Annotated in this window: 19 protein-coding genes; 9 read left to right on the top strand and 10 right to left on the bottom strand. The window is 64.2% G+C overall.

Features of this window, described 5'->3' with window-relative positions:
- Nucleotides 1–9: 9 nt before the first annotated feature.
- Nucleotides 10–294, bottom strand: coding sequence for a hypothetical protein (locus OKW28_RS22940; RefSeq protein WP_429449182.1), 285 nt, complete (start codon nucleotides 292–294; stop codon nucleotides 10–12).
- 83 nt (nucleotides 295–377) lie between these two features.
- Here OKW28_RS22940 and imuA point away from each other — a divergent pair, with 83 nt between their 5' ends.
- The 8 genes from imuA to OKW28_RS22900 all read left to right on the top strand — a co-directional run bounded on the left by imuA (nucleotide 378) and on the right by OKW28_RS22900 (nucleotide 14488).
- Nucleotides 378–1085 carry a translesion DNA synthesis-associated protein ImuA gene (imuA, locus tag OKW28_RS22935; protein WP_429449179.1) on the top strand — a complete coding sequence of 236 codons (708 nt, stop codon included), beginning with the start codon at nucleotides 378–380 and terminating at the stop codon, nucleotides 1083–1085.
- Nucleotides 1015–2484 carry a Y-family DNA polymerase gene (locus OKW28_RS22930; RefSeq protein ID WP_429449177.1) on the top strand — a complete coding sequence of 490 codons (1470 nt, stop codon included), beginning with the start codon at nucleotides 1015–1017 and terminating at the stop codon, nucleotides 2482–2484. Before imuA ends, OKW28_RS22930 begins: the two co-directional genes overlap by 71 nt.
- Nucleotides 2485–2503: 19 nt before the next feature.
- Nucleotides 2504–5653 carry an error-prone DNA polymerase gene (locus tag OKW28_RS22925; protein WP_429449175.1) on the top strand — a complete coding sequence of 1050 codons (3150 nt, stop codon included), beginning with the start codon at nucleotides 2504–2506 and terminating at the stop codon, nucleotides 5651–5653.
- Between the two features lie 47 nt (nucleotides 5654–5700).
- On the top strand, nucleotides 5701–6660 hold the full coding sequence (locus tag OKW28_RS22920; RefSeq protein ID WP_429449173.1) for an SOS response-associated peptidase family protein: 960 nt from the start codon (nucleotides 5701–5703) through the stop codon (nucleotides 6658–6660).
- Between the two features lie 232 nt (nucleotides 6661–6892).
- Nucleotides 6893–9289, top strand: coding sequence for a phosphoketolase family protein (locus tag OKW28_RS22915; RefSeq protein WP_429449171.1), 2397 nt, complete (start codon nucleotides 6893–6895; stop codon nucleotides 9287–9289).
- A 33-nt stretch (nucleotides 9290–9322) separates the two neighbouring features.
- Nucleotides 9323–11818 (top strand): glycogen/starch/alpha-glucan phosphorylase, encoded by a 2496-nt coding sequence (locus OKW28_RS22910; RefSeq protein ID WP_429449169.1) that lies wholly within the window; start codon nucleotides 9323–9325, stop codon nucleotides 11816–11818.
- Nucleotides 11808–13904: a glycogen debranching protein GlgX gene (glgX, locus tag OKW28_RS22905; protein WP_429449167.1), complete on the top strand. Its 2097-nt coding sequence runs from the start codon at nucleotides 11808–11810 to the stop codon at nucleotides 13902–13904. The genes OKW28_RS22910 and glgX overlap by 11 nt, the downstream gene beginning before the upstream one ends.
- Before the next feature lie 116 nt (nucleotides 13905–14020).
- Nucleotides 14021–14488: a protein kinase gene (locus OKW28_RS22900; RefSeq protein ID WP_429449165.1), complete on the top strand. Its 468-nt coding sequence runs from the start codon at nucleotides 14021–14023 to the stop codon at nucleotides 14486–14488.
- 39 nt (nucleotides 14489–14527) lie between these two features.
- On the opposite strand, the gene OKW28_RS22895 is transcribed toward OKW28_RS22900, so the two are convergent.
- From OKW28_RS22895 to OKW28_RS22870, 6 genes are read right to left on the bottom strand one after another with little or no spacing between them, the layout of a single operon-like run.
- Nucleotides 14528–15178 (bottom strand): DUF2252 family protein, encoded by a 651-nt coding sequence (locus OKW28_RS22895; protein ID WP_429454421.1) that lies wholly within the window; start codon nucleotides 15176–15178, stop codon nucleotides 14528–14530.
- Nucleotides 15179–15205: 27 nt separating this feature from the next.
- Nucleotides 15206–15586, bottom strand: a complete 381-nt coding sequence (locus tag OKW28_RS22890; protein WP_429449163.1) for a potassium channel family protein — start codon at nucleotides 15584–15586, stop codon at nucleotides 15206–15208.
- A gap of 52 nt (nucleotides 15587–15638) precedes the next feature.
- Entirely contained in the window at nucleotides 15639–16652 is a 1014-nt protein-coding gene (locus tag OKW28_RS22885) for a DUF2955 domain-containing protein (protein ID WP_429449162.1), read from the bottom strand.
- 7 nt (nucleotides 16653–16659) lie between these two features.
- Nucleotides 16660–17796: an HlyD family secretion protein gene (locus tag OKW28_RS22880; protein ID WP_429449160.1), complete on the bottom strand. Its 1137-nt coding sequence runs from the start codon at nucleotides 17794–17796 to the stop codon at nucleotides 16660–16662.
- On the bottom strand, nucleotides 17793–19334 hold the full coding sequence (locus OKW28_RS22875) for a TolC family protein (RefSeq protein WP_429454419.1): 1542 nt from the start codon (nucleotides 19332–19334) through the stop codon (nucleotides 17793–17795). The genes OKW28_RS22880 and OKW28_RS22875 overlap by 4 nt, the downstream gene beginning before the upstream one ends.
- A 29-nt stretch (nucleotides 19335–19363) precedes the next feature.
- Nucleotides 19364–20485 (bottom strand): AI-2E family transporter, encoded by a 1122-nt coding sequence (locus tag OKW28_RS22870; RefSeq protein ID WP_429449158.1) that lies wholly within the window; start codon nucleotides 20483–20485, stop codon nucleotides 19364–19366.
- Between the two features lie 288 nt (nucleotides 20486–20773).
- On the opposite strand from OKW28_RS22870, the gene OKW28_RS22865 reads away from it, so the two are divergent.
- Nucleotides 20774–21751 (top strand): alpha/beta hydrolase family protein, encoded by a 978-nt coding sequence (locus OKW28_RS22865; RefSeq protein WP_429454417.1) that lies wholly within the window; start codon nucleotides 20774–20776, stop codon nucleotides 21749–21751.
- A 9-nt stretch (nucleotides 21752–21760) separates the two neighbouring features.
- Here OKW28_RS22865 and OKW28_RS22860 read toward each other — a convergent pair whose 3' ends face one another.
- The 3 genes from OKW28_RS22860 to OKW28_RS22850 form a co-directional block, all read right to left on the bottom strand.
- Entirely contained in the window at nucleotides 21761–22162 is a 402-nt protein-coding gene (locus OKW28_RS22860) for a GFA family protein (RefSeq protein WP_429449156.1), read from the bottom strand.
- 93 nt (nucleotides 22163–22255) lie between these two features.
- Nucleotides 22256–22684, bottom strand: coding sequence for a YybH family protein (locus tag OKW28_RS22855; RefSeq protein ID WP_429449154.1), 429 nt, complete (start codon nucleotides 22682–22684; stop codon nucleotides 22256–22258).
- 183 nt (nucleotides 22685–22867) lie between these two features.
- Nucleotides 22868–23746, bottom strand: coding sequence for a hypothetical protein (locus OKW28_RS22850; RefSeq protein WP_429454415.1), 879 nt, complete (start codon nucleotides 23744–23746; stop codon nucleotides 22868–22870).
- Nucleotides 23747–23766: the final 20 nt, after the last annotated feature.

The following is a 23766-nucleotide window of genomic DNA, read 5'->3' as shown; positions in this document are numbered from 1 at the left end:
CCGCTGCCATTATGGACGGCACGACTTCGCGCTGCCAATGCACGAGCCGTCGCAACCCTCGCAGTAATGGCGGTCGCGCACCGCGCGATCCACGCGCCAGACGTTCGCCGCAACCGGCGCCGCCGTCCCCGCCGAGCGTCCGTTTTCCCGCGCATGAAACGTCGGCTCGCCCGCCTTGCCGCGGCGAATCGCTTCATCGATGGCCGGCTCGCCGAACACCGCTTTCAGTTCGGCCACGAACGCCGCGATCTCCGGCATCGGATGCCCGGCTGGCTTGCGCACTCGCATGTCCATGAACCCACCCCCAAAAAAGTGCCTGTTCGCTATCTCATAAAAACCATGTAGGATACTGTATATCCATACAGGTATTTTCGCAAATGACAGCCGCCCTGCCAGCACCGGAAGCCATTCACCCGTCCTTATGGCGGGCGTCCCAGCTTGGCGCTGGCCGCGGCCGCAGCGTCGATACCGGTTATCCGGCCCTGTCGGCGGAGTTGCCCGGCGGTGGCTGGCCGCTCGGCGCGCTGGTCGATCTGCTCGTGCAGCAGGCCGGCGTCGGCGAACTGCGGCTGTTGCAGCCGGCGCTCAGCGCCGTCGGCAAGCGTCCGCTCGTCTTCGTGCAACCGCCGCATACGCCGGACGGCCTCGGGCTCAACTACATCGGCCTGTCGCTGCAGCAGGTGCTGCGGATCAATGCGCCGAAAACCGCCGACGCGCTGTGGTCCGCCGAGCAGATCCTGCGCGCCGGCAGTTGCGGCGCGCTGATCTTCTGGGCGCAGTACGCGCAGGCGTCGTCGCTGCGCCGTCTGCATCTGGCCGCGCAGTCGTCGGAGACGCTTTTCATCATGGTGCGGCCGCTCGCCACCGCGCAGGAGGCATCCCCCGCACTGCTGCGGCTCGCGCTCAGGCCATCGGCCGAAGGTCTGACCATCGACATCGTGAAACGACGAGGGCCCGCTCGCGCAGAGCCCCTGTCGATTCCCCTTCAACCCACTCCCGTTCTGCTTTCCCGACATGCGCGTCTTTCTCGCCGTTCATCTGCCAAAGTTGCCGCTCGAGGTCTTCAGACCGAAGTGGTCGCCTGAGCCCGCGCATGGCTGCGCGGTGCTGGAGAAAGACAAGGTGGTCATGGCCGACCCCACCGCGCGCTCGGCGGGCGTGCGTCCGGGCATGAAGCGCGGCGGCGTGCTGACGCTGTCGCCGCAGACCGAGATGTATGAGCGCGATAGCGGCCGCGAAACGGCGGCCCATCGCGAGGTGGGTATCGCGCTGATGCGCTTCTCGCCCGAAGTCGCGCTGCTCGATGAGGCGACGGTCGTCGTCGAGATCGGCGCGAGTTTGCGGCTCTTCCGCGGCCTGCTCGCGCTGTGCCGCGATGCGAAAGCCATCCTCGACGCGCTCGGCTTCACCGCGCGCATCAGTGCCGCGCCGACCGGCCAGGGCGCGTGGCTGCTCGCGAAGTTTGGCAACCGGCGCGTGCTGAAGCTCGCGTCACTCGACCAGCGCCTGTCCGCCCTGCCGATGCTCGCCGTGCCCGAAGTCCGCCCGTTCGCCGACTGGTTCACGGGCCTCGGTTGCGAGCGCATCGCCGATCTGCGCCGCCTGCCCCGCGCCGGCTTGCAGCGCCGCTGCGGCGAACATCTGCTCGACTCGCTCGACCGCGCGTTCGGGACCGCGCCCGAACTGTTCGACTGGCTCGAACTACCGCCCACGTTCTCGGCGCGCATCGAGATGCCGGACCGGCTCGAACACGCGGATGGCGCGGTGTTCGGCGCGCAGCGCCTGATCGTGCAACTGTGCGGATGGCTGTGCGCAAAACAGCTCGCGCTCACCGGCATTCGCCTGTCGCTCGAACACGAGCGCGGACGCGCTGCGATCGAGCCGACCACGATCGACGTCGCACTCGGCGAGCTGAGCTGGCGCGAAGAACATCTGATGCACCTGCTGAAGGAGCGGCTGCATCGTATCGAGCTCGCCGCGCCCGTGATCGCGTTGCGGCTCGACGCGTCGAACGTCGAGTCGGCCGCGCCCGCGTCCGACACATTGTTTCCCGAACCGGGCGGCTCGCAGGAGGATCACGCGCGGCTGCTCGAACTGCTGGTCGCGCGGCTCGGCGAAGAGAACGTGCTGAAACCCGCGCCGAGCGCCGATCATCGTCCGGAGATCGCGAACCGCTGGCTGCCGGTGTCGCAGCCGGTCAAGCCCGGCCCGCTGCCGCAGAATCTGCCCCGCCCGACGTGGATGCTCGACACGCCCGTGCGTCTGCTGATGCGCCAGCACCGCCCGTTCTATGGCTCGCCGTTGCGCATGGTGTCGCCGGGCGAGCGCATCGAGAGCGGCTGGTTCGACGGCGAGCTCGTCACGCGCGACTACTTCGTCGCGCAGGCGGACGACCAGAGCTGCTACTGGATCTACCGCGAGCGCGTGAGCAGCCGCGACGCGGAAGAGGAGCAACGCTGGTTCCTGCATGGCCTGTTCGGCTGATATGCGCGGATGAGCGGCCATGGACACCACCTTCACGATGCTGCCGGCGTATGCCGAGCTGTTCTGCTTTTCCAACTTCACGTTTCTGCGGGGCGCGTCGCACGCTGAGGAACTGGCCGAGCGTGCCGCGCAACTCGGCTACTCCGCGCTCGCGATCACCGACGAATGCTCGCTCGCGGGAGTCGTGCGCGCGCATGTCGCGGCCAAGGAAGCGAAGCTGCCGTTCATCGTCGGTTCGTATTTCCGGCTCGTCAACGCCGATGGTTCGCCGGCGTTCGGGCTGATCCTGCTCGCCCGCAACCGCAACGGCTACGGCAATCTGTCCGAGCTGATCACGCTGGCGCGCATGCGCGCGCCCAAGGGCGAATACCGGCTCACGCCGCAGGATCTGTCGCGGCCGGAGAAGGAATATCGCCACCTGCTCGGCATGCCCGACTGCCTCGCGATTCTCGTGCCGGATTTCCCGGCCAGCGAAGACGCGCTCGACGCGCAGGTCGAATGGCTCGACGAAACGTTCACCGGCCACGCATGGGTCGGCCTCGTGCTCCATCAACGCGCGATGGACGACCTGCATCGCGGCGCGGTCGAATTCGTCGCGCGCAGCCGCGACGTGCCCGTCGTCGCGCTCGGCGAAGTCGTGATGCACGTGCGCTCGCGCAAGCCGCTGCAAGACACGATGACCGCGATCCGGGTCGGCAAACCGGTCCATCAGTGCGGCTATGATCTGGCGCCGAACGCCGAGCAGCATCTGCGCTCGAGGTTGCGGCTCGCCAACCTGTACCCGCAAGACGCGCTGGCCGCGACGGTCGACATCATGAGCCGCTGCACGTTTTCGCTCGACGAGCTGCGCTACGAGTATCCCGACGAGCTGGTGCCGGCCGGCCATACGCCGGCCTCGTATCTTCGTCAGGAAACCTATGTCGGCGCGCAGCGGCGTTTTCCCGCGGGGATTGCGCATCACGTGCAGCAGCAGATCGAGCATGAACTCGAACTGATCGCGGACCTGCAGTACGAGCCGTATTTCCTGACCGTCTACGACATCGTCCGCTTCGCGCGCAGCCAGCACATTCTGTGTCAGGGGCGCGGGTCGGCCGCGAACTCGGCGGTCTGCTATTGCCTCGGCGTGACCGAGGTGGACCCCGCGCGCGGCAACATGCTGTTCGAGCGTTTCATCAGCAAGGAGCGCGGCGAGCCGCCCGATATCGACGTCGACTTCGAGCACCAGCGGCGCGAAGAAGTGATCCAGTACATCTATCGCAAGTACGGCCGCGACCGGGCGGCGATCGCGGCGGCGGTGTCGACCTATCGTCCGCGTGGTGCGCTGCGGGAAACGGGCAAGGCACTCGGCGTCGATCCGCAGATCGTCGACGCGGTCGCGAAGTCGCATCACTGGTTCGATACCAGTCGGGATCTGCTCGCGCGTTTCGCGGAATCCGGCCTCGACCCGAACCAGCCCCTGATTCAGGCCTGGGCGAAGCTCGCCTCGCAACTGCTGAATTTTCCGCGCCACCTGTCGCAGCATTCGGGCGGCTTCGTGATCAGCCGTGGCAAGCTCACCCGGCTCGTGCCGGTGGAAAACGCGGCGATGGCCGACCGCTCGGTGATCGAGTGGGACAAGGACGACCTCGAATCATTGGGCTTGCTGAAGGTCGACGTGCTCGCGCTCGGCATGCTGTCGGCGATCCGGCGCACGCTCGACCTCGTTTCGGAACAGCGCGGAGAACGCTTCGAAATGCAGGACATCCCCGCCGAGGATGAGGCGACCTACGCGATGATTTCGGCCGCCGATACGGTCGGCGTGTTCCAGATCGAATCGCGCGCGCAGATGAGCATGCTGCCGCGCATGCAGCCGCGCAAGTTCTACGATCTCGTCATCGAAGTCGCGATCGTGCGGCCCGGTCCGATTCAGGGCGGCGCCGTGCATCCCTATCTGCAGCGCCGTCAGGGCTTCGAGCCCGTGACCTATCCGAGCGACGCGTTGAAGACCGCGCTGGGCCGCACACTCGGCGTGCCGATCTTCCAGGAGCAGGTGATGCAGGTGGCGATTCTCGCGGCCGGCTTCACCGCCGGCGAAGCCGACCAGCTGCGACGCGCGATGGCCGCGTGGAAACGCAAGGGCGGACTCGAAAAATACTATGACCGCATCGTGCTCGGCATGCAGGAGCGCGGCTACGACCAGGCCTTCGCCGAGGCGATCTTCGAGCAGATCAAGGGCTTCGGCGAATATGGCTTCCCCGAAAGTCACGCGGCCAGTTTCGCGCTACTGGTCTATGCGAGCAGCTGGCTCAAGTGTCACGAACCCGAAGCCTTTCTCGCCGCGATGCTGAACAGCCAGCCGATGGGCTTCTATTCGCCGTCGCAACTGGTTCAGGATGCGCAGCGGCACGGCGTCACGGTGTTGCCGGTCGATGTGACGATCAGCGGTTGGGACTCCTCGCTCGAACACCGTGCGGGGGCGACGCGCCCTGCCGTGCGTCTCGGTCTTTCGCTGCTGCGCGGCATGAAGGACGGCGCCGCCGAACGGATCGAGAACGCGCGCGCGGTTCGCCCGTTCGCGAGCGTCAACGATCTCGCGCGCCGCGCGCAGCTCGACCGCAAAGACCTGCATGCGCTCGCGGATGCGAATGCGTTGGCAGCGCTCGCGGGAAACCGCCGCGAAGCGCTGTGGCAGTCGGTCGTCGCGGTGCCGGACAAGGATATGCTCGCGGCCGCGGCGACTCAGGACGAAACGCCCGAACTGGGCGCACCGAGCGAAGCGAACGACATCGTCGCCGACTACCGTTCGCTCGGCCTGACGCTCAACCGCCATCCGCTGGAACTGCTCCGGCCGCAGTTGCTCGCGAACCGGCTGATGCCGGCCTCGACGCTGCGGACCTATCGCGACGGCCGCCTCGCGCGCGGCTGCGGACTGGTGACGGTGCGACAGCGTCCCGGCACGGCCAAGGGCGTCGTGTTCGTCACGCTCGAAGACGAGACGGGCAACGTCAATGTGATCATCTGGCCGAGTCTGCTCGAAAAACAGCGCAAAGAAGCGTTGGGCGCCGCGCTGCTCGCCGTATACGGCACATGGCAGTGTCAGGGAGAAGTACGGCACCTCGTCGCGCAGCGGCTGGTCGACATGTCTCATCTGTTGGGCGAGTTGCAAACGACGAGCAGAAACTTCTGCTGACGCGAGCGCGCAAATGCGTATCATCGGAACAGCAAACGGAGGCATCCATGTGCTATTCGGCTCAGATTCTGGCGGACTACCGGCGCTACGTCCGCATGTTCGGCGCGCACATGAGCATCGAGGAATTCGCGCGTCTTTTCTTCGAACGCGCAGAGGACGGTCAGGCCAGGATTCCCAAAGCGATGGAAGACGCCTTCTCGGAACCGCAGTCCGACGCGGAACGGGAAGTCTGGGCGCTGATCGAGCGCTTCAGATCGCAGCAGACCGTGAAGCTCGAACAGGAACTGTTCAAACAGCGCACGCGCTTCGCCGATGCCGAGCGCTCTTTGCAGACCAAAGCCACCAAGGCGGCGACCGACAGCAAACGGATCGCGAAAGACAAGATCGACCGCACGCTCGAGCGACTCGACGACCTCGGCCGAACCGCTCCCAAAGCAGGCGACTCGCGCATCTTTCCCGGCTACTACGCGCCGGTGATGGTGATGGAGCATGGCCAGCGCGTCGTCAAACCGATGCGCTATCAGTGCCGCCTGGCCGGCAAGCCCGCATCGTACGACACCCGCTATCCCGGCACGTACAACGCTCGTCGGGACAGTCTCGAAAGTTTCTGGAAAGCGCTATTCGGCTATTCGCATGGACTCGTGCTGGCCAGTTCTTTCTATGAGAACGTCTCGCGCGCGCGAATGGAAGGCCGCGAACCGGCGCCCGGCGAGAAAGATGAAAATGTCCGGCTCGAGTTCCGGCCCAATCCGCCTCACGACATGCTGGTCGCATGCTTATGGTCCCGCTGGAGCGGCAAAGGCGAGCCCGATCTATTGTCCTTCGCGGCCATCACCGATGATCCGCCACCCGAGGTGGCCGCTGCCGGCCATGATCGCTGCATCATTCCGATCAAGCCTGAGCATATCGACGCGTGGTTGAATCCCGATCCGCGCGATCTGGCAGCGTTGTACGCGATTCTCGATGATCGGGACCGGCCGTTCTACGAACATCGGATCGCGGCCTGAATACAAGACGCGGTTTCGCAGGCCGCGCGAGACGGTGTCGGATCATCCTTGCAATCTTCGCGCAGTAACATATTCTGCGTTATGGATGTTCATCGGCTGGCGAAGAATACCCGGTTGTAGAGGTCCGCCAACAGGCGCGATTCGGACCCCATCAATCATCGAAGCGCCTGCGCAGCGGGCCCGACACGATCCACACCCTCGGGTTGCGGCTGCAAGCACAGGAGACGTCGGTATGGGCAAACATCCCGCGGCGGACGCTTCGCAGCAGACCGCACTCGGCAGCGACGAACTTCAGCTGATCGATGCGTGGTGGCGCGCATGCAATTATCTTTCGGTCGGCATGATCTTTCTGCTGGACAACCCGCTGCTGCGGGAGCCGCTGAAAGTCGAACACGTCAAGTATCGCCTGCTCGGACACTGGGGCGCGAGCCCGGCGTTATCGTTCGTCTGGGCGCATCTGAACCGCGTGATCAAACGCGACGATCTCGACGTCGTCTTCATGGCCGGTCCCGGACACGGCGCACCGGGCGTGCTCGGCCCCACCTATCTGGAAGGCACCTACTCGGAGATCTATCCGGACAAGAGCGCGGATGCGGAGGGCATGCAGAAGTTCTTCAAGCAGTTCTCGTTTCCCGGCCATATCGGTTCGCATGTGACGCCGGAGACGCCCGGGTCCATCCATGAGGGCGGCGAGCTTGGCTACAGCCTGTCGCATGCGTATGGCGCCGTGCTCGACAACCCGGACCTCATCGTGGCCTGCGTGGTCGGCGATGGAGAAGCGGAGACCGGGCCGCTCGCCACCGCGTGGCATTCGAATAAATTCATCAACCCGGCCCGCGACGGCACCGTGCTGCCGATCCTGAATCTGAACGGCTACAAGATCGCCAATCCGACCATCCTGTCGCGCATCAGCAGCAGAGAACTGGAAGCGCTCTTTGTCGGCTACGGCTACACCCCGCATTTCGTCGAAGGATCGGATCACGCGGAAATGCATCGGAAGATGGCGCACACGCTCGATACCGTGCTCGGCGAAATTCGCGCAATTCATCAGCAGGCACGCACGAACGGCAATCTCGAGCGGCCGCTCTGGCCGATGATCGTGCTGCGCACGCCCAAGGGCTGGACCGGACCGAAGCAGATCAACGGGCACAAGGTCGAAGGCTCGTGGCGCTCGCATCAGGTGCCTTTTTCCGATGTGCACAACAACTCCGCGAATCTCGAAGTGCTCGAAGAATGGATGCGCAGCTACCGGCCCGCCGAACTTTTCGATGCCGAGGGCCGGCTGATCCCCGAACTCAAGGCGCTGTCGCCCCAGGGCCCGCGGCGCATGAGCGCCAATCCGCACGCGAACGGCGGCGTGCTGCGCCGCGAACTGAAGCTGCCCGACATCCGCGCGTACGCGGTGGATGTGCAGCACGCGGGCAAGGTGCTGCAGGAGAACACGCGGCCACTCGGCGAATTTCTGCGCGACACGATGCGCGCGAACATGAACACCTTCCGCGTGTTCGGCCCGGACGAAACGGCCTCGAACCGTCTGCAGTCGATCTACGAGGTCAGCAAGAAGGTGTGGATGGCCGAGATGCTCCCCGAGGACGAGGACGGCGGCGAACTGGCGCGCGACGGCCGCGTGATGGAGATGCTGTCCGAACACACGCTGATGGGATGGCTCGAAGGCTATCTGCTGACGGGCCGCCACGGCTTCTTCCATACCTATGAAGCGTTTGCGCACGTGGTGGATTCGATGTTCAACCAGCACGCGAAGTGGCTCGACATCAGCCGCAATCACGTGCCATGGCGCGCGTGGGTGTCGGCGGAAAACATTCTGCTGTCGTCGACCGTGTGGCGGCAGGATCACAACGGCTTTTCGCATCAGGACCCCGGCTTCATCGATCTCGTCACCAACAAGAGCCCCTCGGTCACGCGCGTCTATCTTCCGCCCGACGCGAACACGCTGCTGGTGGTCGCCGACCACTGTCTGCGCACCACCGACTGCATCAACGTGATCGTCGCCGACAAGCAGAAACACCTGCAATTCACCACCATCGACGAAGCCGTCGTGCACTGCGCCAAAGGCATCGGCGTGTGGCGCCGCGCGAGCAACGACGAGGACGCCGAACCGGACGTGGTGATGGCCTCGTGCGGCGACGTCGCCACCCAGGAAGCGCTGGCGGCGACGGCGATCCTGCGCGAACGTCTTCCCGAACTGAAGCTGCGTTTCGTCAACGTGGTCGACCTGTTCAGGATGCAGCCGGCGAGCGAGCACCCGCACGGCTCGACCGAACGCGAATTCGACAGCCTGTTTACGACCAATAAGCCGGTGATCTTCAATTTCCACGGTTACCCGTGGCTGATCCACAAGCTCGCCTATCGCTTTCGCAATCACGAGAATCTGCACGTGCGGGGCTACAAGGAGAAAGGCAACATCAACACGCCGCTCGAACTGGCGATTCTCAATCAGGTGGACCGCTTCAATCTGGTGATCGACGTGCTCGACCGCGTGCCGCGCTTGCAGGGCAGATCCGCGCATCTCAGGGAAGACATGAGGAACGCGATCGTCAGCAACCTGAACTATGCGCACACGCATGGCACGGACCGCGCCGAGGTCGCCGACTGGGTCTGGCCCTTCTGAACGTCACGCGCAGCATGCACCGAGGAAAGCATCATGGCCGACGCTCCCACCACGACCTCGCAGCAAAGCGCGGATGCAGCGCGCACCGGCCTGAGCGCCGCCGCGCTCCAACGCGGCGTGCTCGACAATCTGCTGTGCCTGCGGGGCCGCTATCCGGCGATCGCTTCCCCGCATGACTGGTACATGGCGCTCGCGTATAGCGTGCGCGACCGGCTGCTGGCCCGCTGGGCAACCTCCGTACAGACCTACGCCAGAAGCGATGTGCGGGTCGCCTGCTACCTGTCCGCCGAGTTCCTGATCGGCCCGCAACTCGGCAACAACCTCGTCAATCTCGGCATCGAGGCCAACGCACGCGAAGCGCTGCGCGCGCTCGGCGTCGACCTCGATATGCTGCTCGAACTCGAGGAAGAGCCGGGGCTCGGCAATGGCGGACTTGGCCGCCTCGCGGCCTGCTATCTGGATTCGCTCGCAAGTTTGGAAATACCGGCCATCGGCTATGGCATCCGCTACGAGTTCGGCATCTTCGACCAGCAGATTCGCGACGGCTGGCAGGTCGAAACCACCGACAAGTGGCTGCAAAAGGGCAATCCATGGGAGATCGTGCGCGCGGAGGTTGCGTACTACGTGGGGTTCGGCGGCAGCACCCACAACGAAACCGATGCACGCGGGAACCTGTGCGTGCGCTGGACACCCACACGGCAGGTCAAGGGCGTGGCTTGCGACACGCCGATGCCCGGCTATCACGTCAACACGTGCAACACCTTGCGGCTGTGGAAGAGCGAGGCGGTCGAGTCGTTCGACCTGCAGGACTTCAACGCCGGCGACTATTACGAGGCCGTCAACGAAAAGGTCATCTCCGAGACGCTGTCGAAGGTGCTGTATCCGAACGACGAGCCCGAGATCGGCAAGCGCCTGCGTCTCGCGCAGCAATACTTCTTCGTGTCGTGCTCGCTGCAGGACATGCTGCGCCTGCTCGAAATCAAGGGCGAACCGGTCGGACACTTCGCGCAGATGTTCAACGTGCAGTTGAACGACACGCACCCGTCGATCGCCGTCGCCGAGCTGATGCGTCTGCTAGTGGACGACAGGCAGGTGCCGTGGGACGAGGCCTGGGACATCACGCGGCGCGCGCTCGCGTACACCAATCACACCCTGCTGCCCGAAGCGCTCGAAACCTGGGGGCTGCCGCTGATGCGCAACCTGCTGCCGCGCCTGCTCGAAATCATCTACGAGATCAACCGCCGCTTCCTCGACGAGGTCCGGCAGCGCTATCCGGGCGACGACGCGCGCATCGAACGCATGTCGCTGATCGACGAGCGCGGTGACAAGCTCGTGCGCATGGCGCATCTGGCGACGGTCGGCAGCCACGCGATCAACGGCGTCGCCGAACTGCATTCCGGGCTGCTCAAGCAGACCGTGCTGCGGGACTTCGCCGAATTGTGGCCCGAGCGCTTTCACAACGTCACGAACGGCGTCACGCCGCGCCGTTTCATGCTGCTTTGCAATCCGGCGCTCGCGCGGCTGCTCGACGAGACCATCGGCGCTGGCTGGGTCACTGATCTCGCGCGACTGCGCAAGCTCGAAGCCTATGCCGACGACGCCACGTTTCAGCAGCATTGGCGTAGCGTGAAGCAGTCGAACAAGGCCGTGCTCGCCGAGCATATCCGGAGCGTCACGGGCATCGGCGTCGACACCGCCGCGCTGTTCGACGTGCAGGTCAAGCGCATCCACGAATACAAGCGGCAACATCTGAACGCGTTGCTGATCGTCACGCTGTACCGGCGCCTGCTGCGTGATCCGCAGCTCGCGCTGACACCGCGCTGTTTCGTATTCGGCGGCAAGGCGGCGCCCGGCTATGCGACGGCCAAGCTGATCATCCGTTTGATCAATGGCATCGCCGAAGTCGTGAATAACGACCCGATGGTGAACGGGCGGCTGAAAGTCGTGTTCTATCCGGACTTCAATGTGAAGAACGCGCACTTCATCTACCCTGCCGCCGACCTGTCCGAGCAGATTTCGACGGCCGGCAAGGAAGCATCGGGCACCGGCAACATGAAGTTCATGATGAACGGCGCGTTGACGATCGGCACGCTCGACGGCGCCAACGTCGAAATCCGCGAAGAGGTCGGCGACGAAAACTTCTTCCTGTTCGGCCTGACCGCCGACGAAGTGGAACGCGTGAAGCGCGCGGGTCATCGCCCCGCGGACTATGTGAAGGACGACGCGGAACTGAGCGAAGTGCTGCAACTGATCGCCGACGGTCATTTCTCGCGAGGAGACCGCGAGATGTTCCGCCCGCTGATCGACAATCTGACGCACGCGGACCCGTTTCTCGTGCTCGCCGACTATGCCGCCTACGTGGCGCGTCAGGACGACGTGAGCGCCGCCTGGCAGGACACGCGGCGCTGGACCCGGATGTCGATCCTGAACACCGCGCGCTCGGGCAAGTTCTCTTCCGACCGCGCCATCGGCGAATACTGCGACAAGATCTGGAAGATCCGCCCGATGAGGATCACCCTTGATCAATGACCCTGAAACGGGATCGGTGCGTGCTCATGCGGTTCGCTCCGGGTCGCGGTTTCCCGTGGGCGCGTCGGCGGTGCCCGGCGGCATCAATTTCTGCATCTTCTGCCGTCACGCGACGCGCGTCGAGCTGTTGCTGTACGACGCGGCTGACAGCCCCGAGCCGTTCCAGATCATCACGCTCGCCGCCGGTTGCAACCGCACCTTCTACTACTGGCATGTGATGGTCGAAGCGCTGCCGTTCGGCACCTACTACACGTGGCGGGTGGACGGTCCGCGCGATACACGCTCTAGCGGCTACGCGTTCGACCCCGACAGGGAACTCCTCGACCCGTATGCCCGCGCGATTAGCGACGTGCTGTGGACGCGGCCTGCGGTCGGCCAGCCGCATCCCAACGGGCACAAAACCCACCGCGCGATCGTGACGGAACCCCTGCCCTCGTCCCCTGGGCGTATCTGGCGCGGACTCGACGACGCGATCATCTACGAGCTGCATGTCGGCGGCTTTACACGTGATCCGTCGAGCGGCGTGCAGCATCCCGGCACCTTCGCCGGCCTGATCGAAAAGATTCCGTACCTGACGCAGCTTGGCGTGACCCACGTCGAGCTGCTGCCGGTGATGGCCTTCGACGAACAGGACGTTCCGCCCGCCACGGCCGCCCTCGGCCTGAGCAACTACTGGGGTTACAGCACGCATAGCTACTACAGCCCGCATCCTCGCTACTGCCGCGATCCCGCGCGCGCGCCCCAGGAGTTTCGCGCGCTGACCGACGCCATGCACGCCGCGGGCATCGCCGTGCTGCTCGACGTCGTGTTCAACCATACGGCCGAAGCGGGCGAGACGGGCCCCGCCATCAACTTCAAGGGCCTCGTCAACGATATCTTCTACCACCTCGACGCGGCCGACCGGCGCCGCTACCGGGACTACACCGGCTGCGGCAACACGATCAATTGCAACCATCCACTGGTGACGACGTTCATCGTGCGCTGCCTCGAATACTGGGTAGAAGAACTCGGCGTCGATGGCTTCCGGTTCGATCTGGCGAGTATCTTCGCGCGCGACCAGCGCGGCGAGCTGATGGTCGATCCACCGCTGCCCTGGGCGATCGAGTCTTCGCGTGTGCTGTCGCGCGTGCCATTGATCGCGGAGGCGTGGGACGCCGCCGGCATGTATCAGGTCGGCGCCTTTCCCGGCATGGCGTGGGCCGAGTGGAACGGCCGCTATCGGGACGTGATTCGCCGTTTCGTGCGCGGCGACCCGGGGCTCATCGGGGCGGTCGCCACCTGCATCGCGGGCAGCTCGGACCTCTATGCGGACGACGGCAGGCTGCCCAACAACAGCGTCAACTTCGTGACGTGCCACGACGGTTTCACGCTGATCGATCTCGTCAGCTACGAATCGAAGCACAACGAAGCCAACGGCGACGAGAATCGCGACGGCAGCTCCGACAACCTGTCGTGGAACTGTGGCGCCGAGGGCGAGACCGGCGACGCCGGGATTCTCGGTCTGCGACATCGCCAGGCGCGCAACGCGATGGCCATCCTGTTCCTGAGTCTGGGTGTGCCGATGACGCTCGCCGGCGACGAGGTGCTGCGCAGCCAACGCGGCAACAACAACGCCTATTGTCAGGACAACACGCTCAGCTGGTTCGACTGGACACCCACTGAAGCCGGCTCGGCCATGTCGCGCTTCGTGCGCGAGCTGATCGCGCTGCGCAACCGCCACGCAAGTTTGCGGCGGCGGTATTTCCTGACCGGCCGGCCCTCGCCGGGGCAGACTCGGCCGGATGCGGTGTGGCACGGCGAGCGCCTGAACGAGCCGGGCTGGCACGATCCAGCCGCGCGGCTTCTCGCCGTCACGCTGGGCGGCGAAAAACCGGGCGAGCCGGCACTGCACGCGGTGTTCAACATGGACGATTGCGCGCGCACGGTCCAGTTGCCGGCGCCCGACGGGCGGCACTGGCGGCGTATCGTCGATACCGCGCGCGACAGTCCGCATGACATCGTGCAAGCGGCGCAACAGGCCGCTGTCGAAAGCGATCAATTTCGCGTGGAGGCACGCAGCGTCGTGGTTCTGGAAGAAGCGAGCTGAACCGACGCAAATAACCCGGGTTCTTGTCCTCGAATGTCGATGCTGTGGCGGATATGCCGTGGGCGGTTTCGATTTACTGGCGGAACAATCCACCGGCAACGATCGCGGAGGGCATCATGAGAATCAGCGTAGACGGGCCGTCCGTCGTCTTTGCGATGGTTGCGGTCGTGGCCCATGGCAGCGCATTCGCGAGGTCCGAAGCCTGCCATCCCACCTCGGAAAAGCAGATTTCCGCACTGTTCGATCGCTGGAACGACTCGCTGAAAACCGGCGACCCGCGGAAGGTCGTGGCGAACTACGCGCCGAACTCGATCCTGCTGCCGACCGTCTCGAACAAGCCGCGTTTGACCGCCGACGAAAAGCTCGACTATTTCAAACACTTCCTCGAAAACAAACCGGTCGGCACGATCGACTTCCGCGACATCATGATCGAATGCAACACCGCGATCGACTCGGGGCTCTACACCTTCAAGTTCGCGGACGGCTCGGTCGTCAAGGCGCGCTATACGTTCACCTACGGGTGGAATGGGCACAAGTGGCTGATTACCAGCCATCATTCGTCGAAAATGCCGGAAGGCAATTAGCCGATGTGGTTTAGAAAAAGTCAGGCTGGGACTTGAACCTCATTCACGAATGACCTGAATACGTCCCGCCTTGACTGCCGCCTTCAATACCGTCCAGTCCGCCTCATTCTGTTCCGCGTAAGCGAGCGCGAATTGCACGACGGCTTCGTCGAATGCCTCCGACTTACCGACATATCCGCTGAGCAACGCAGGGTCGCCAGCTTTCGCCATCGAATGGGCCAGCGCGTGAGCGCAGGACACCGCGTATTCGCCGAGATCTTCGACGTCGAACGTGGTGAAGTCGAACGCGCCCTTCATGTCGCGCAATTGCCGCACATAAAAGTCGTTGCCGGTGTGATGCATCTTCGACCAGCCGAGAAAAATGTCGCTGGCCGACTGCAGCAAACGCTGCCCGTTCACCACACGCTGGCCGTGATTGGCATAGCGGCTCGGCGCCAGATGCCCCTCCAGCGCGGAAGCCCGTGCCTCCTTGAGTTGCAGGAACAGCGGGCACTCTCCGTCGGCCATGAAGAGCGCCTCGTAGCAACGCGTTCCCACCGACCCGATGCCCACGACGCGAATGGCGACATCCACCAGTTCATAGCGATCGAACAGTGTGCGCCTGTCATCGGGAAGCGTTAATGTGCAGAAGCCGCTGCTTTTCCTCGGCCGCCAACTGCGCGACCGGAATGCCCGTGAGCCGCGCGACACTCTGCCCGCACGCAAAACCTTGCCTCGCTATCCCGTCCTTTCCGCCCGATGCGCGGCCTCCTGCACACCTCGTACAGCCGCGGCCACGATCAAGCCGGTGAATACCACGCCGATCAGCCCGAGGCATGCGGCGTCGATCCGGCCGAACGCCGAAGTGGGCACGACATCGCCGTACCCGATGGTGAGCGCCGTGATCGCGCAGAAGTACACGGTTTCACCCAGCCGCGACGGTGTCCGGTTCGCTGTCTCGACGGGCGCGCCCCAGTAGTACATGCCAATCGTCAGCAGGACGAACAGTAGAAGCAGGCTGATCAGAATCGCTCTCAGATACCACAGGGTTATCGCCATTTCCTTCAGGATCTCGCCGGCCCGAGGACGGGCAGCGCCATCACCTGTCGCATTTCCCATTGCACGCTCCTGTTGCGATCACCGGGTCGGCTTTGCAGCATGCCGCACCGCCTCACTCGACACGGCGGTGCTGCTCGAAAAGCAGAAGCATCAAATACGCATAGGCCGTTACGGCCAGAAAGAGCCCCATTCGCACGGCAAACGCGGTGTAGACATCCTTGCCCGCCACGCTGTCCTGCACCGATTGCCCGAGCAGAATGATCATCGTCACGAGACTGTTCAGCCAGAAGCCCGGCGAACAACGCGTGGGTTGCAGGCCGTACAGCTTGCGTCCCACCAGCAGGCCGAACAACAGCATCCACAGAAAGAACATCCACAGATGCACGAACAGCCTCAGCGCAAACCAGAACGCGATGGCGAGCAGACCGCCGAGCAGCGTCGAGCCGATCAGATCGCGTGCGGCGCCGCGGGCCGAGGTCGTGCAGGTTTGTCGGCCGAGGCTGACGGACTTCATGATGATCGGCATGTAGTTCGCCGGGTCGGTCATCGCGAGCAGATAGGCCGGCATGACGACGAGCGCGGCACGCAGCGCGATATAGGCCGCCTCGTCTTCCGCCATCGCTGCCGCGGCGGGCTGTTCTCGCGCGCCCATGCTTTCAGGAAACAATCTGTGCGCCAGCGTCGACGCCAGCACGGCAAGCAGAAGTCCCTTCGCCAGCGCGCCGACGACCGTCAGGGCCAGTTCGAAGTCGGCCGTGCCCGCGGCGGAAATCATCGTCAGTCCCGCGACCAGAAAAGTCGCGACGAGATTGTTGCCGCCACGCAGCCCGTAACGAAACGCGAAGAACAGCATGAGGCCGACGATCATGATGCCGGCCAACGCATAGTGACGAAGCAACGGAACGAGGAGCAGGCCGCTGCCGGTGGTCGACGCCACGACCAGCGCAAGAATCACGCCGGCCTTCAACGATAGCGGGCGATTCTGCGTGGCCAGCAGAAACACCGTGAATACCGGCGCGACGACGGGTATCGGGAAATCGAGTCCAAAGCTGACGGCAAGAGCGATCGCCGTTCCGATGGCCACACGTATCGCGCGATAACCGAGGCGCTGGGTCACGGGCTGCATGGGCTTCTCAATAGACGTAGGAGAGCCAGCTCATCAGCCGGATGAACGCGTGTCCCAGCGGATTGAGCGGATTGCCCTGGGTCGGAAACGCCATAACTTCGGCCTGCCCGCCCACCCGCAGATCGCGCAGACGCGCGCGCTCGCTGTCGTCGAATTCGACGATTACCGGGAAACGCTGCGCGGGACGCAGCCAGTCGCGGCTATTCTGCACGGTGGGCAGGCTGCCCGCCGGCGTGCTCTGCCCCACGCTCACGCCATAGCCGACACTGCGAACCCGCCCGCCGAACACTTCGCCGGGCAGCACGTCCAATGCGATCTCGACGCGCGTGCCGGGTTTGAGATGGCCCAGATTGTTCTCCGTCATGTCGGCGCTGACCCACACGTCGCGGATCGCGATCAGCGTCATGACCGGACTGCCCGCCGCGGCGAACTGACCGACTTCCGTGCGCAGATCGGTCACGACGCCGCTCGAGCGGGCTCTGATCCGCGCGTTGGCGAGATCGAGTTCGGCCTTCTCCAGCGCGCCAGCGGCGCTGCGCAACTGCGCATTCTCCGCCTCGCTTCCGCCCTGCTGCTCCCGCGCCCGCTCGACTTCGGCACGGGCCCCGTCGACCTGGCTTAGCGCCTGTTCATGCGTCGCCCGCGCGACCTCGAGGCGTCGCAGGGAGACGGTGCCCTCGTCTTCACGATAGAGCCGCTCGAGACGGTCGCTGTCCTGGCGCGCCTTGACCTCGTTCGCGATGGCGGCCCGCAACGCCGCGAGTGCCGACTCGACACCGGCCGTGCTGGCGCCGACCTGCCGGCGCGTGGACTCCAGATCGGCGCGCGCGCGGTCAGCGGCAATGCGGTAGGGCTCGCTATCGACTTCGAACAGCACGTCCCCCGCGTTGACATCCTGGTTGTTATGGACGAACACCCGCGTCACGCGTCCCGACACCTCGGCGGCGACGGGCACGACATAGGCCTGAATCCGCGCCTGCTGCGTATACGGCGTGAAACGGTCGGCGAGCAGATACCAGATCAGGCTCAGCACGATCAGACAGACGACCCATTTGACCGCCCTGCCCGAAGGGTCGGCGGCAGGCGTCGACGACTTCGGCGGGGCGGCGGTTCGAGGCTCGCGGGTATCCTGGGTATCGCTCATCGTGACGCCCCTTCGGCTTGCCCCGGCGTACCGGAAGACGGCGCGGTTTGGTCGAGCAGGTCGCCCCAATCGGTGCGTTGCCGCATCTGCGCGCGCGTCGCCGCGTCGACGAGCGGCTGTTCGGTTTCCCAGCCGCCTCCGAGCGCCTTGTAAAGCGCGATCACACTGCCGAGCGCATTGCTGCGATTGACCACGTACGCGTCCTGCTGCGCGAACAGCGCGCGCTGCGCATCGAGGACCCGCTGGAAGTCCGAATACCCTTCCCGATAGATCGTATTGGCGAGCGTCAGCGAGCGCCGCGCCGCGCCCTGCGCGTCATTCAGAATGGTGTCGCGCTGCAAGGCGGCGAGCAGCGCCGTCGCGGCATCGTCGGCCTCGCGCGCCGCCTCGCGCACCGTGTTCTGATAAGCGACCGTCAACTCTTGCAGCCGTGCGTCCTGGACGCGCACGTTGTTCGTGATCCTGCCGTAATCGAACACGTTCCACGTCACGCTCGGGCCCGCGGCAAAGAGCAGTGTGCTCGGTGCGCCCGCGAGCGAACTGGCGGTCCACGTCAGCGTGCCGAGCAACGATACCGACGGGTACAGATCCGCTTGTGCCACGCCGATGAGCGCCGACTGCGAAGCCATCTGATACTCGGCCGCGCGAACGTCAGGGCGGCGCAACAGCAGATCGGCCGGCACGTCCTGCAGCACCGCATGATCCACCAACGGCACGACGCCTTCCTTGCCCGTCTGCACGTCGAGTTCCGGCAGCGGACCCGGCGCTCGCCCGATCAGCACCGACAGCGCATGACGCGCAAGCACGATCTGGCTTTCGAGATCGGGGATGCTGCTCAGCGTCCCAAGGTACTGCGTCTTCGCCTGCTGGAAATCGAGTTCGTCGGATTCGCCAGCCTTGAAGAGCTTTTGAGCGATGTCGTAGCTGCGTTTTTGCAACTGGGCGTTCTCGCGAGCGATACGTAGCCGCGCCTGCGCGACCCGCAGCGTGAAATACGTATCCGCGACCTGCGCGTGCAACAGAACCAGCGCATCGTCGCGGTTGGCTTGCGCGGCGAAGAACGCGGCGTCGGCCGATTCGATCGCGCGGCTGAAACGTCCCCAGAAATCGAGTTCCCAGCCGATGCTGAAGCCCGCGCCGTACTGCACGAAGGCGCCCGAGCGCGGATTGGAACCATCCGAGCGCTTGCGCGCCGAAGCCAGTACATCGGCACTCGCCTGCTGCACCTGCGGATAGCGTCCCGCGAGCGCGATGCCGAGCTGTGCGCGCGCCTCGAGCACGCGTAGTCCGGCGATCTTCAGGTCGCCGTTGTTCGCGTCGGCTTCGGCGATCAGACGTTCGAGATTCCTATCGCCGAAGATCAGCCACCACTGGCGCACATCGGGCTGTGCACCCGGTTGCGTGACCCGCGCGATCGATTCGCTACTCCAGTGCTCGCTCCACGCTTCATGCTGCGGCTTGAAGTCCGGGCCCACCCGCATGCATCCGCTCAGGCCAACCGCCGCCCCGAAAAGCACTGCGATCCCGTACGGACGCATCAACGGTGACACGGAGCCATCCTCGAGCTTCAGGTCTGCTTCTGTTCGTGGGTCTGCGTGGGTTGCGTGGGTTGCTTGGGTTGCGGCTGGTCTCGGACCCAGCGCCAGAACAGCTGATAACCGACGGCCAGCATCACGGGCCCAACGAATAGCCCGATGACGCCTCCCGTCACCATGCCGCCGAGCGCTCCGATCAGCACGACGGGCATCGGCACCGCGACGCCACGGCCCAGCATCAATGGCTTGAGCACGTTGTCGGCGAGGCCCGCGACGAACACGTAAACCGAGAAGATGATGTTTGCAGTGTTCACGCCGTCCGTGACGATCACGAAGGCGATCACCGGAATGGTGATCAGCGTGGCCGGCAATTGCATGATGCCGAGCAGCAGCACGGCCAGCGCGAGCAACCCCGCGCCGGGTATCCCCTTCACGACGAAGCCGATGCCGATCAGCAGCATCTGGATAAACGCGATGCCCACTACCCCCTGGGCCACCGCGCGAATCGTCGCCGTACACAAGTCGGCGATCTGAGCGCCGTTCTCGGGGCCCGAGATGCGCGAGGCGATCTGCACCGCGCTGTGATAGCCCTTCTCACCGTGGGCCATCAGGATTCCTGCGACGATCAGCGCGACGAAAAATATCACCAGGCCGGCACCGAGACCCGTCACCGTTGCAAGCACAGCGAGCCCGGCCTCCTTCAGCTGCGGGGCGAATTTATGCGCAAGACCGGTCAGGTCCGTCGATGCCTGTTGCCAGAAGTCGTACACACGCTGGCCGACCAGCGGCCAACTCGCCACCGACTCCGCGGGAGGTGGAATCTGGAAGCTACCGCTCCTGGCAATGGCTATCGATTTCTCGACCGAATCGGCTACCGCGAGACCCAGCGCATACGTTGGCACCAGAATCACGACAAGCGCGACAAGCACGATCAGCGTGGCGATCAGGCCATCCTTGCCGCCGAGCATGGAGCGAAGCAGGACCTGCAGCGGATAGAGCGTGATCGCAAGAATCACCGACCAGGCCATCAGGTTAAGAAACGGCGCGAAGATCCGAAAACAGAGTACGGCCAGGACCGCGACGAGTCCGGCGCGGATCAGGACGTCGAGCATCTCTCGGGACGGCGTCCGTTGGGGAATCGGTGTGAGCAGCATAAGTTGTTCTCCCGCCAGGTCGCGTCGCGGTTCGGCGGCGACACCGTGATAGGCCTGCAATCGCGAAAACTCAAACCCACTGGAACGTTCTTGACGCCAATACCAAGGCCTGCCTGCAATTCCGGCATTTTAGGAAGAGGATCGCGCCGGCTTTGTCGTCGACAGAACGCGGCGTTTCACTACTATTGAACCCGCGCCTGAAATATTCAATTGGACTTTGGTCTCATAGCCTCGAGCCGTCCGGAGCTCAGCCCGCCGCCGACAATCATGGAGAGAACCGTGAGATTGATGGCCATCGTCGCCCTTCTTCTGGCCATGACGCCTGGCGCGCCTGCCCTCGCCGCCGGGGTCGGCTTTCAGAAGGTCGACATACCGAATGGCACCGAGCCGCCGCTCACTGCCGGAATCTGGTATCCCACCGATGCGCCGGCCACGCCGCACGCCTTGGGCGACGTCACCCAGACCGTCGCGGCCGGCGCGCCGATCGCAGGCCATCACCTGCCGCTGATCGTGCTGTCGCACGGCGGCGGCGGCTGGTACGGCGCCCATTACGACACGGCGCTCGCGCTGGCTCGCGCGGGCTTCGTCGCGGCGGCGGTCAGCCACGCCGGCGACACTTTCGATGACCAGAGCCGCGTGCTGCAACTCTGGCGCCGGCCCGCGCAGCTTCATCGACTGGTGGACTACATGCTCGACGACTGGCGTGGGCGCGAGCGGCTCGACGCGAACCGCGTCGGCGCATTCGGCTTTTCCAACGGTGGCTTCACCGTGCTCGTGGCCGCGGGCGGCATCCCGGATCTTTCGAAAATCGCTCCGTTTTGCGAAGTTCACCCGGATCATGACCTCTGCGAAGCGTTGCGGCATGCGGGCGTCGACGTTCGTTTCGGCGCGAATGTTCCCGCCAGCGTATGGGTCCACGATGCGCGCATCAAGGCCGTCGTCATCGCGGCGCCTTCGTTCGGCTTCGCGTTCGGCCGCGCGGGCTTGAGCGGCGTGCGCGTCCCGGTCCAGTTGTGGAGCGCCGCCGACGATCGTCATCAGCCGCATCCCCGGTACGACGAGCCGGTGCGGGACGACCTGCCCCGCGCTCCCGACTATCGCGTGGTGGCCAACGCCGGCCACTACGACTTTCTGCCACCTTGCGATGCGCGTCTTGCGCGGCTGCGCCCGGAGATCTGCGACAGCGCGCCGGGCTTCGATCGGAAGGCGCTCCATCAGCGATTCAACGCCGCTGTGGTGCGATCTTTCGAGTCGATGTTGCGATAGGAAAGAGACTCACCCGAATTCGCCGTGTTGCGGCAATGGGTCAGTGATCGAATACCACGGTGCCTTTGAACCCACGAAAATGTGGGCAGTGGGAGACATGGCGGGCGAGTCCGTGAGTGTTCCCAGCGTGACGTGAACGTACTGCCCCTGACAAACCACTGAGAACATCAGGCTTCCACATATTTTGCAGCGCACATCATGCGACGCTCGCTCGTCGCCGAAAATCAACAGGCTGTCTTCGCCCCGAGTGATGCGCAGCTTGTCGCGCTCGATTCCCGCGAAGGGTTTGAACGCCGAGCCGGTCGCGCGCCGGCAGTTTGAACAGTGGCAGTTCAACGCATAGACGAATTCGTCCTTCACCGAGTAATGGACGGCACCGCAAAGGCATCGGCCGGCAAGCAATGGTTTCATGGCTGCTTTTAAACAGAAGGTACGTCGCAAATTGGAAAGTCACGCAACCGTGATTATTCGCGAGCCGACGCGCGATGTCGAACCGCCAGACCGCTAGCGCCTGAAAATTACCTGCGCCGTGCCGACCTCGATCGGAGAGGAGGTGTGCTGGTGGACAATTTTCCATCCGTCGGCCTGCTGCCTCAGCGTCATGGTCAGGCGATTGTCCATGGAGCGCAGTTCCAATCCGTCGGCGTCGACGGCTTTATATGTCGCGAAGGCGTGAACAGCGGCGAGGTCCGCGGCGACGATCGTTTGCGCCGCGCTGAAATCGACTATCACGCGTTCTGTACCCAGCGAACCGAACCAGCCCTCCACCATGGCGCGCCACGATGCGATGCCGTTGTACGACCATGTCCCCCACATGTCGAAGACCACCGCATCGCGGTCGTATAGCGCAACGAACGCGTCCACGTCTTTTGCCAATACCGCGGCTTTGTAGCCTTCCAGGACTTGCAGGATCGGATTGTCGAGTCGGTTCACAGTGTGCTCCCAGGTCGGATGACGATGGCGGCCAGACTTGGCGCAAAACGGCAGATCCAAGGTTCCTGACCAATTGTCTTACCAGGTAACGACGATCGACGCACCATCGGATCGACATCCCCCCGAAAAAACCTTCAACGCGATATTGCGTTGCATTGATCAGATCCCCGTCCGCTGCGCGGATCACTGGGCGATCTGCTGACGTTGATACTCGTCGTGCTTCATTTGCATATAGTCGGCGCGGCTGACCTCGTGCAATTGCCGCGGATACTGCTCGGTCGCATCGAACCAGTCAGCGAGGCGTTTGTCGAGGCGGGCGTTGGGCGGGCTGGAAAGCGCGCCAAGATAGGCATCGATGGCGAGGTAGTAGCGCATCGTATTGCGTTCGACCAGGCCGCGCACGCCGCCGATGTATTGCGGCTCGCTCGTCGACGAATCGGGAGCAGCGGAAAAGCCCACCTTGTCGCTGCCGATCGTCGCCAGGTAGGTTTTCATGGCAATCCGTCCCGCAGTGCCATATCCGTACGCGTAGGTCAGGTGAATAAAGGTGCGGTTATCGCCCACCGGTATTGCTTCCAGCACGATACGGTAGTCTTTCGTGCTCAGCGGACCCGTGGCGGCAGTGAGCTCGACGCGAAAATAATCAGGGGTGCTCGCTACCGCACGAAAGTTGAATTGCACGCGGTACGACGACGAAAGCGATTCCTCGGTTTTCTTGCCGATGTTCACGGTGAGGATCGTACCGCTGTCGCTGGTCGACGCGTGGCAGTATTTGGTGTTCAGATGCAGGATCAGCACGTCGCACCAGTTGGCCGGGCCCTGAGTCGGGTCGTTGAGCGCGCCGCTGACCACCGCGAAAGGATAGTTGAGCACCCCGTAAATATCGCCCTTGAGCGCCGACGGCAACTCCTGCGATTCGAGGTACAGCGGTCGCTGAAACTGGTTGTGCGCGAGTTGCTGCGTCAGACTTTGATATTTCGCGTGCAGGCGAGCCGCGCCGTCGTCCGCTTGCGCGACGACGCTCTGGCATAAGAAACAGAACACCGTCGTGATCAAGACCATCCACCACGGTCGCGTCCGCA

The organism is Paraburkholderia sp. 40 (genome assembly GCF_050434105.1).
Lineage (GTDB): Bacteria > Pseudomonadota > Gammaproteobacteria > Burkholderiales > Burkholderiaceae > Paraburkholderia > Paraburkholderia tuberum.
This window is presented reverse-complemented; position numbering and strand designations above follow the sequence as displayed.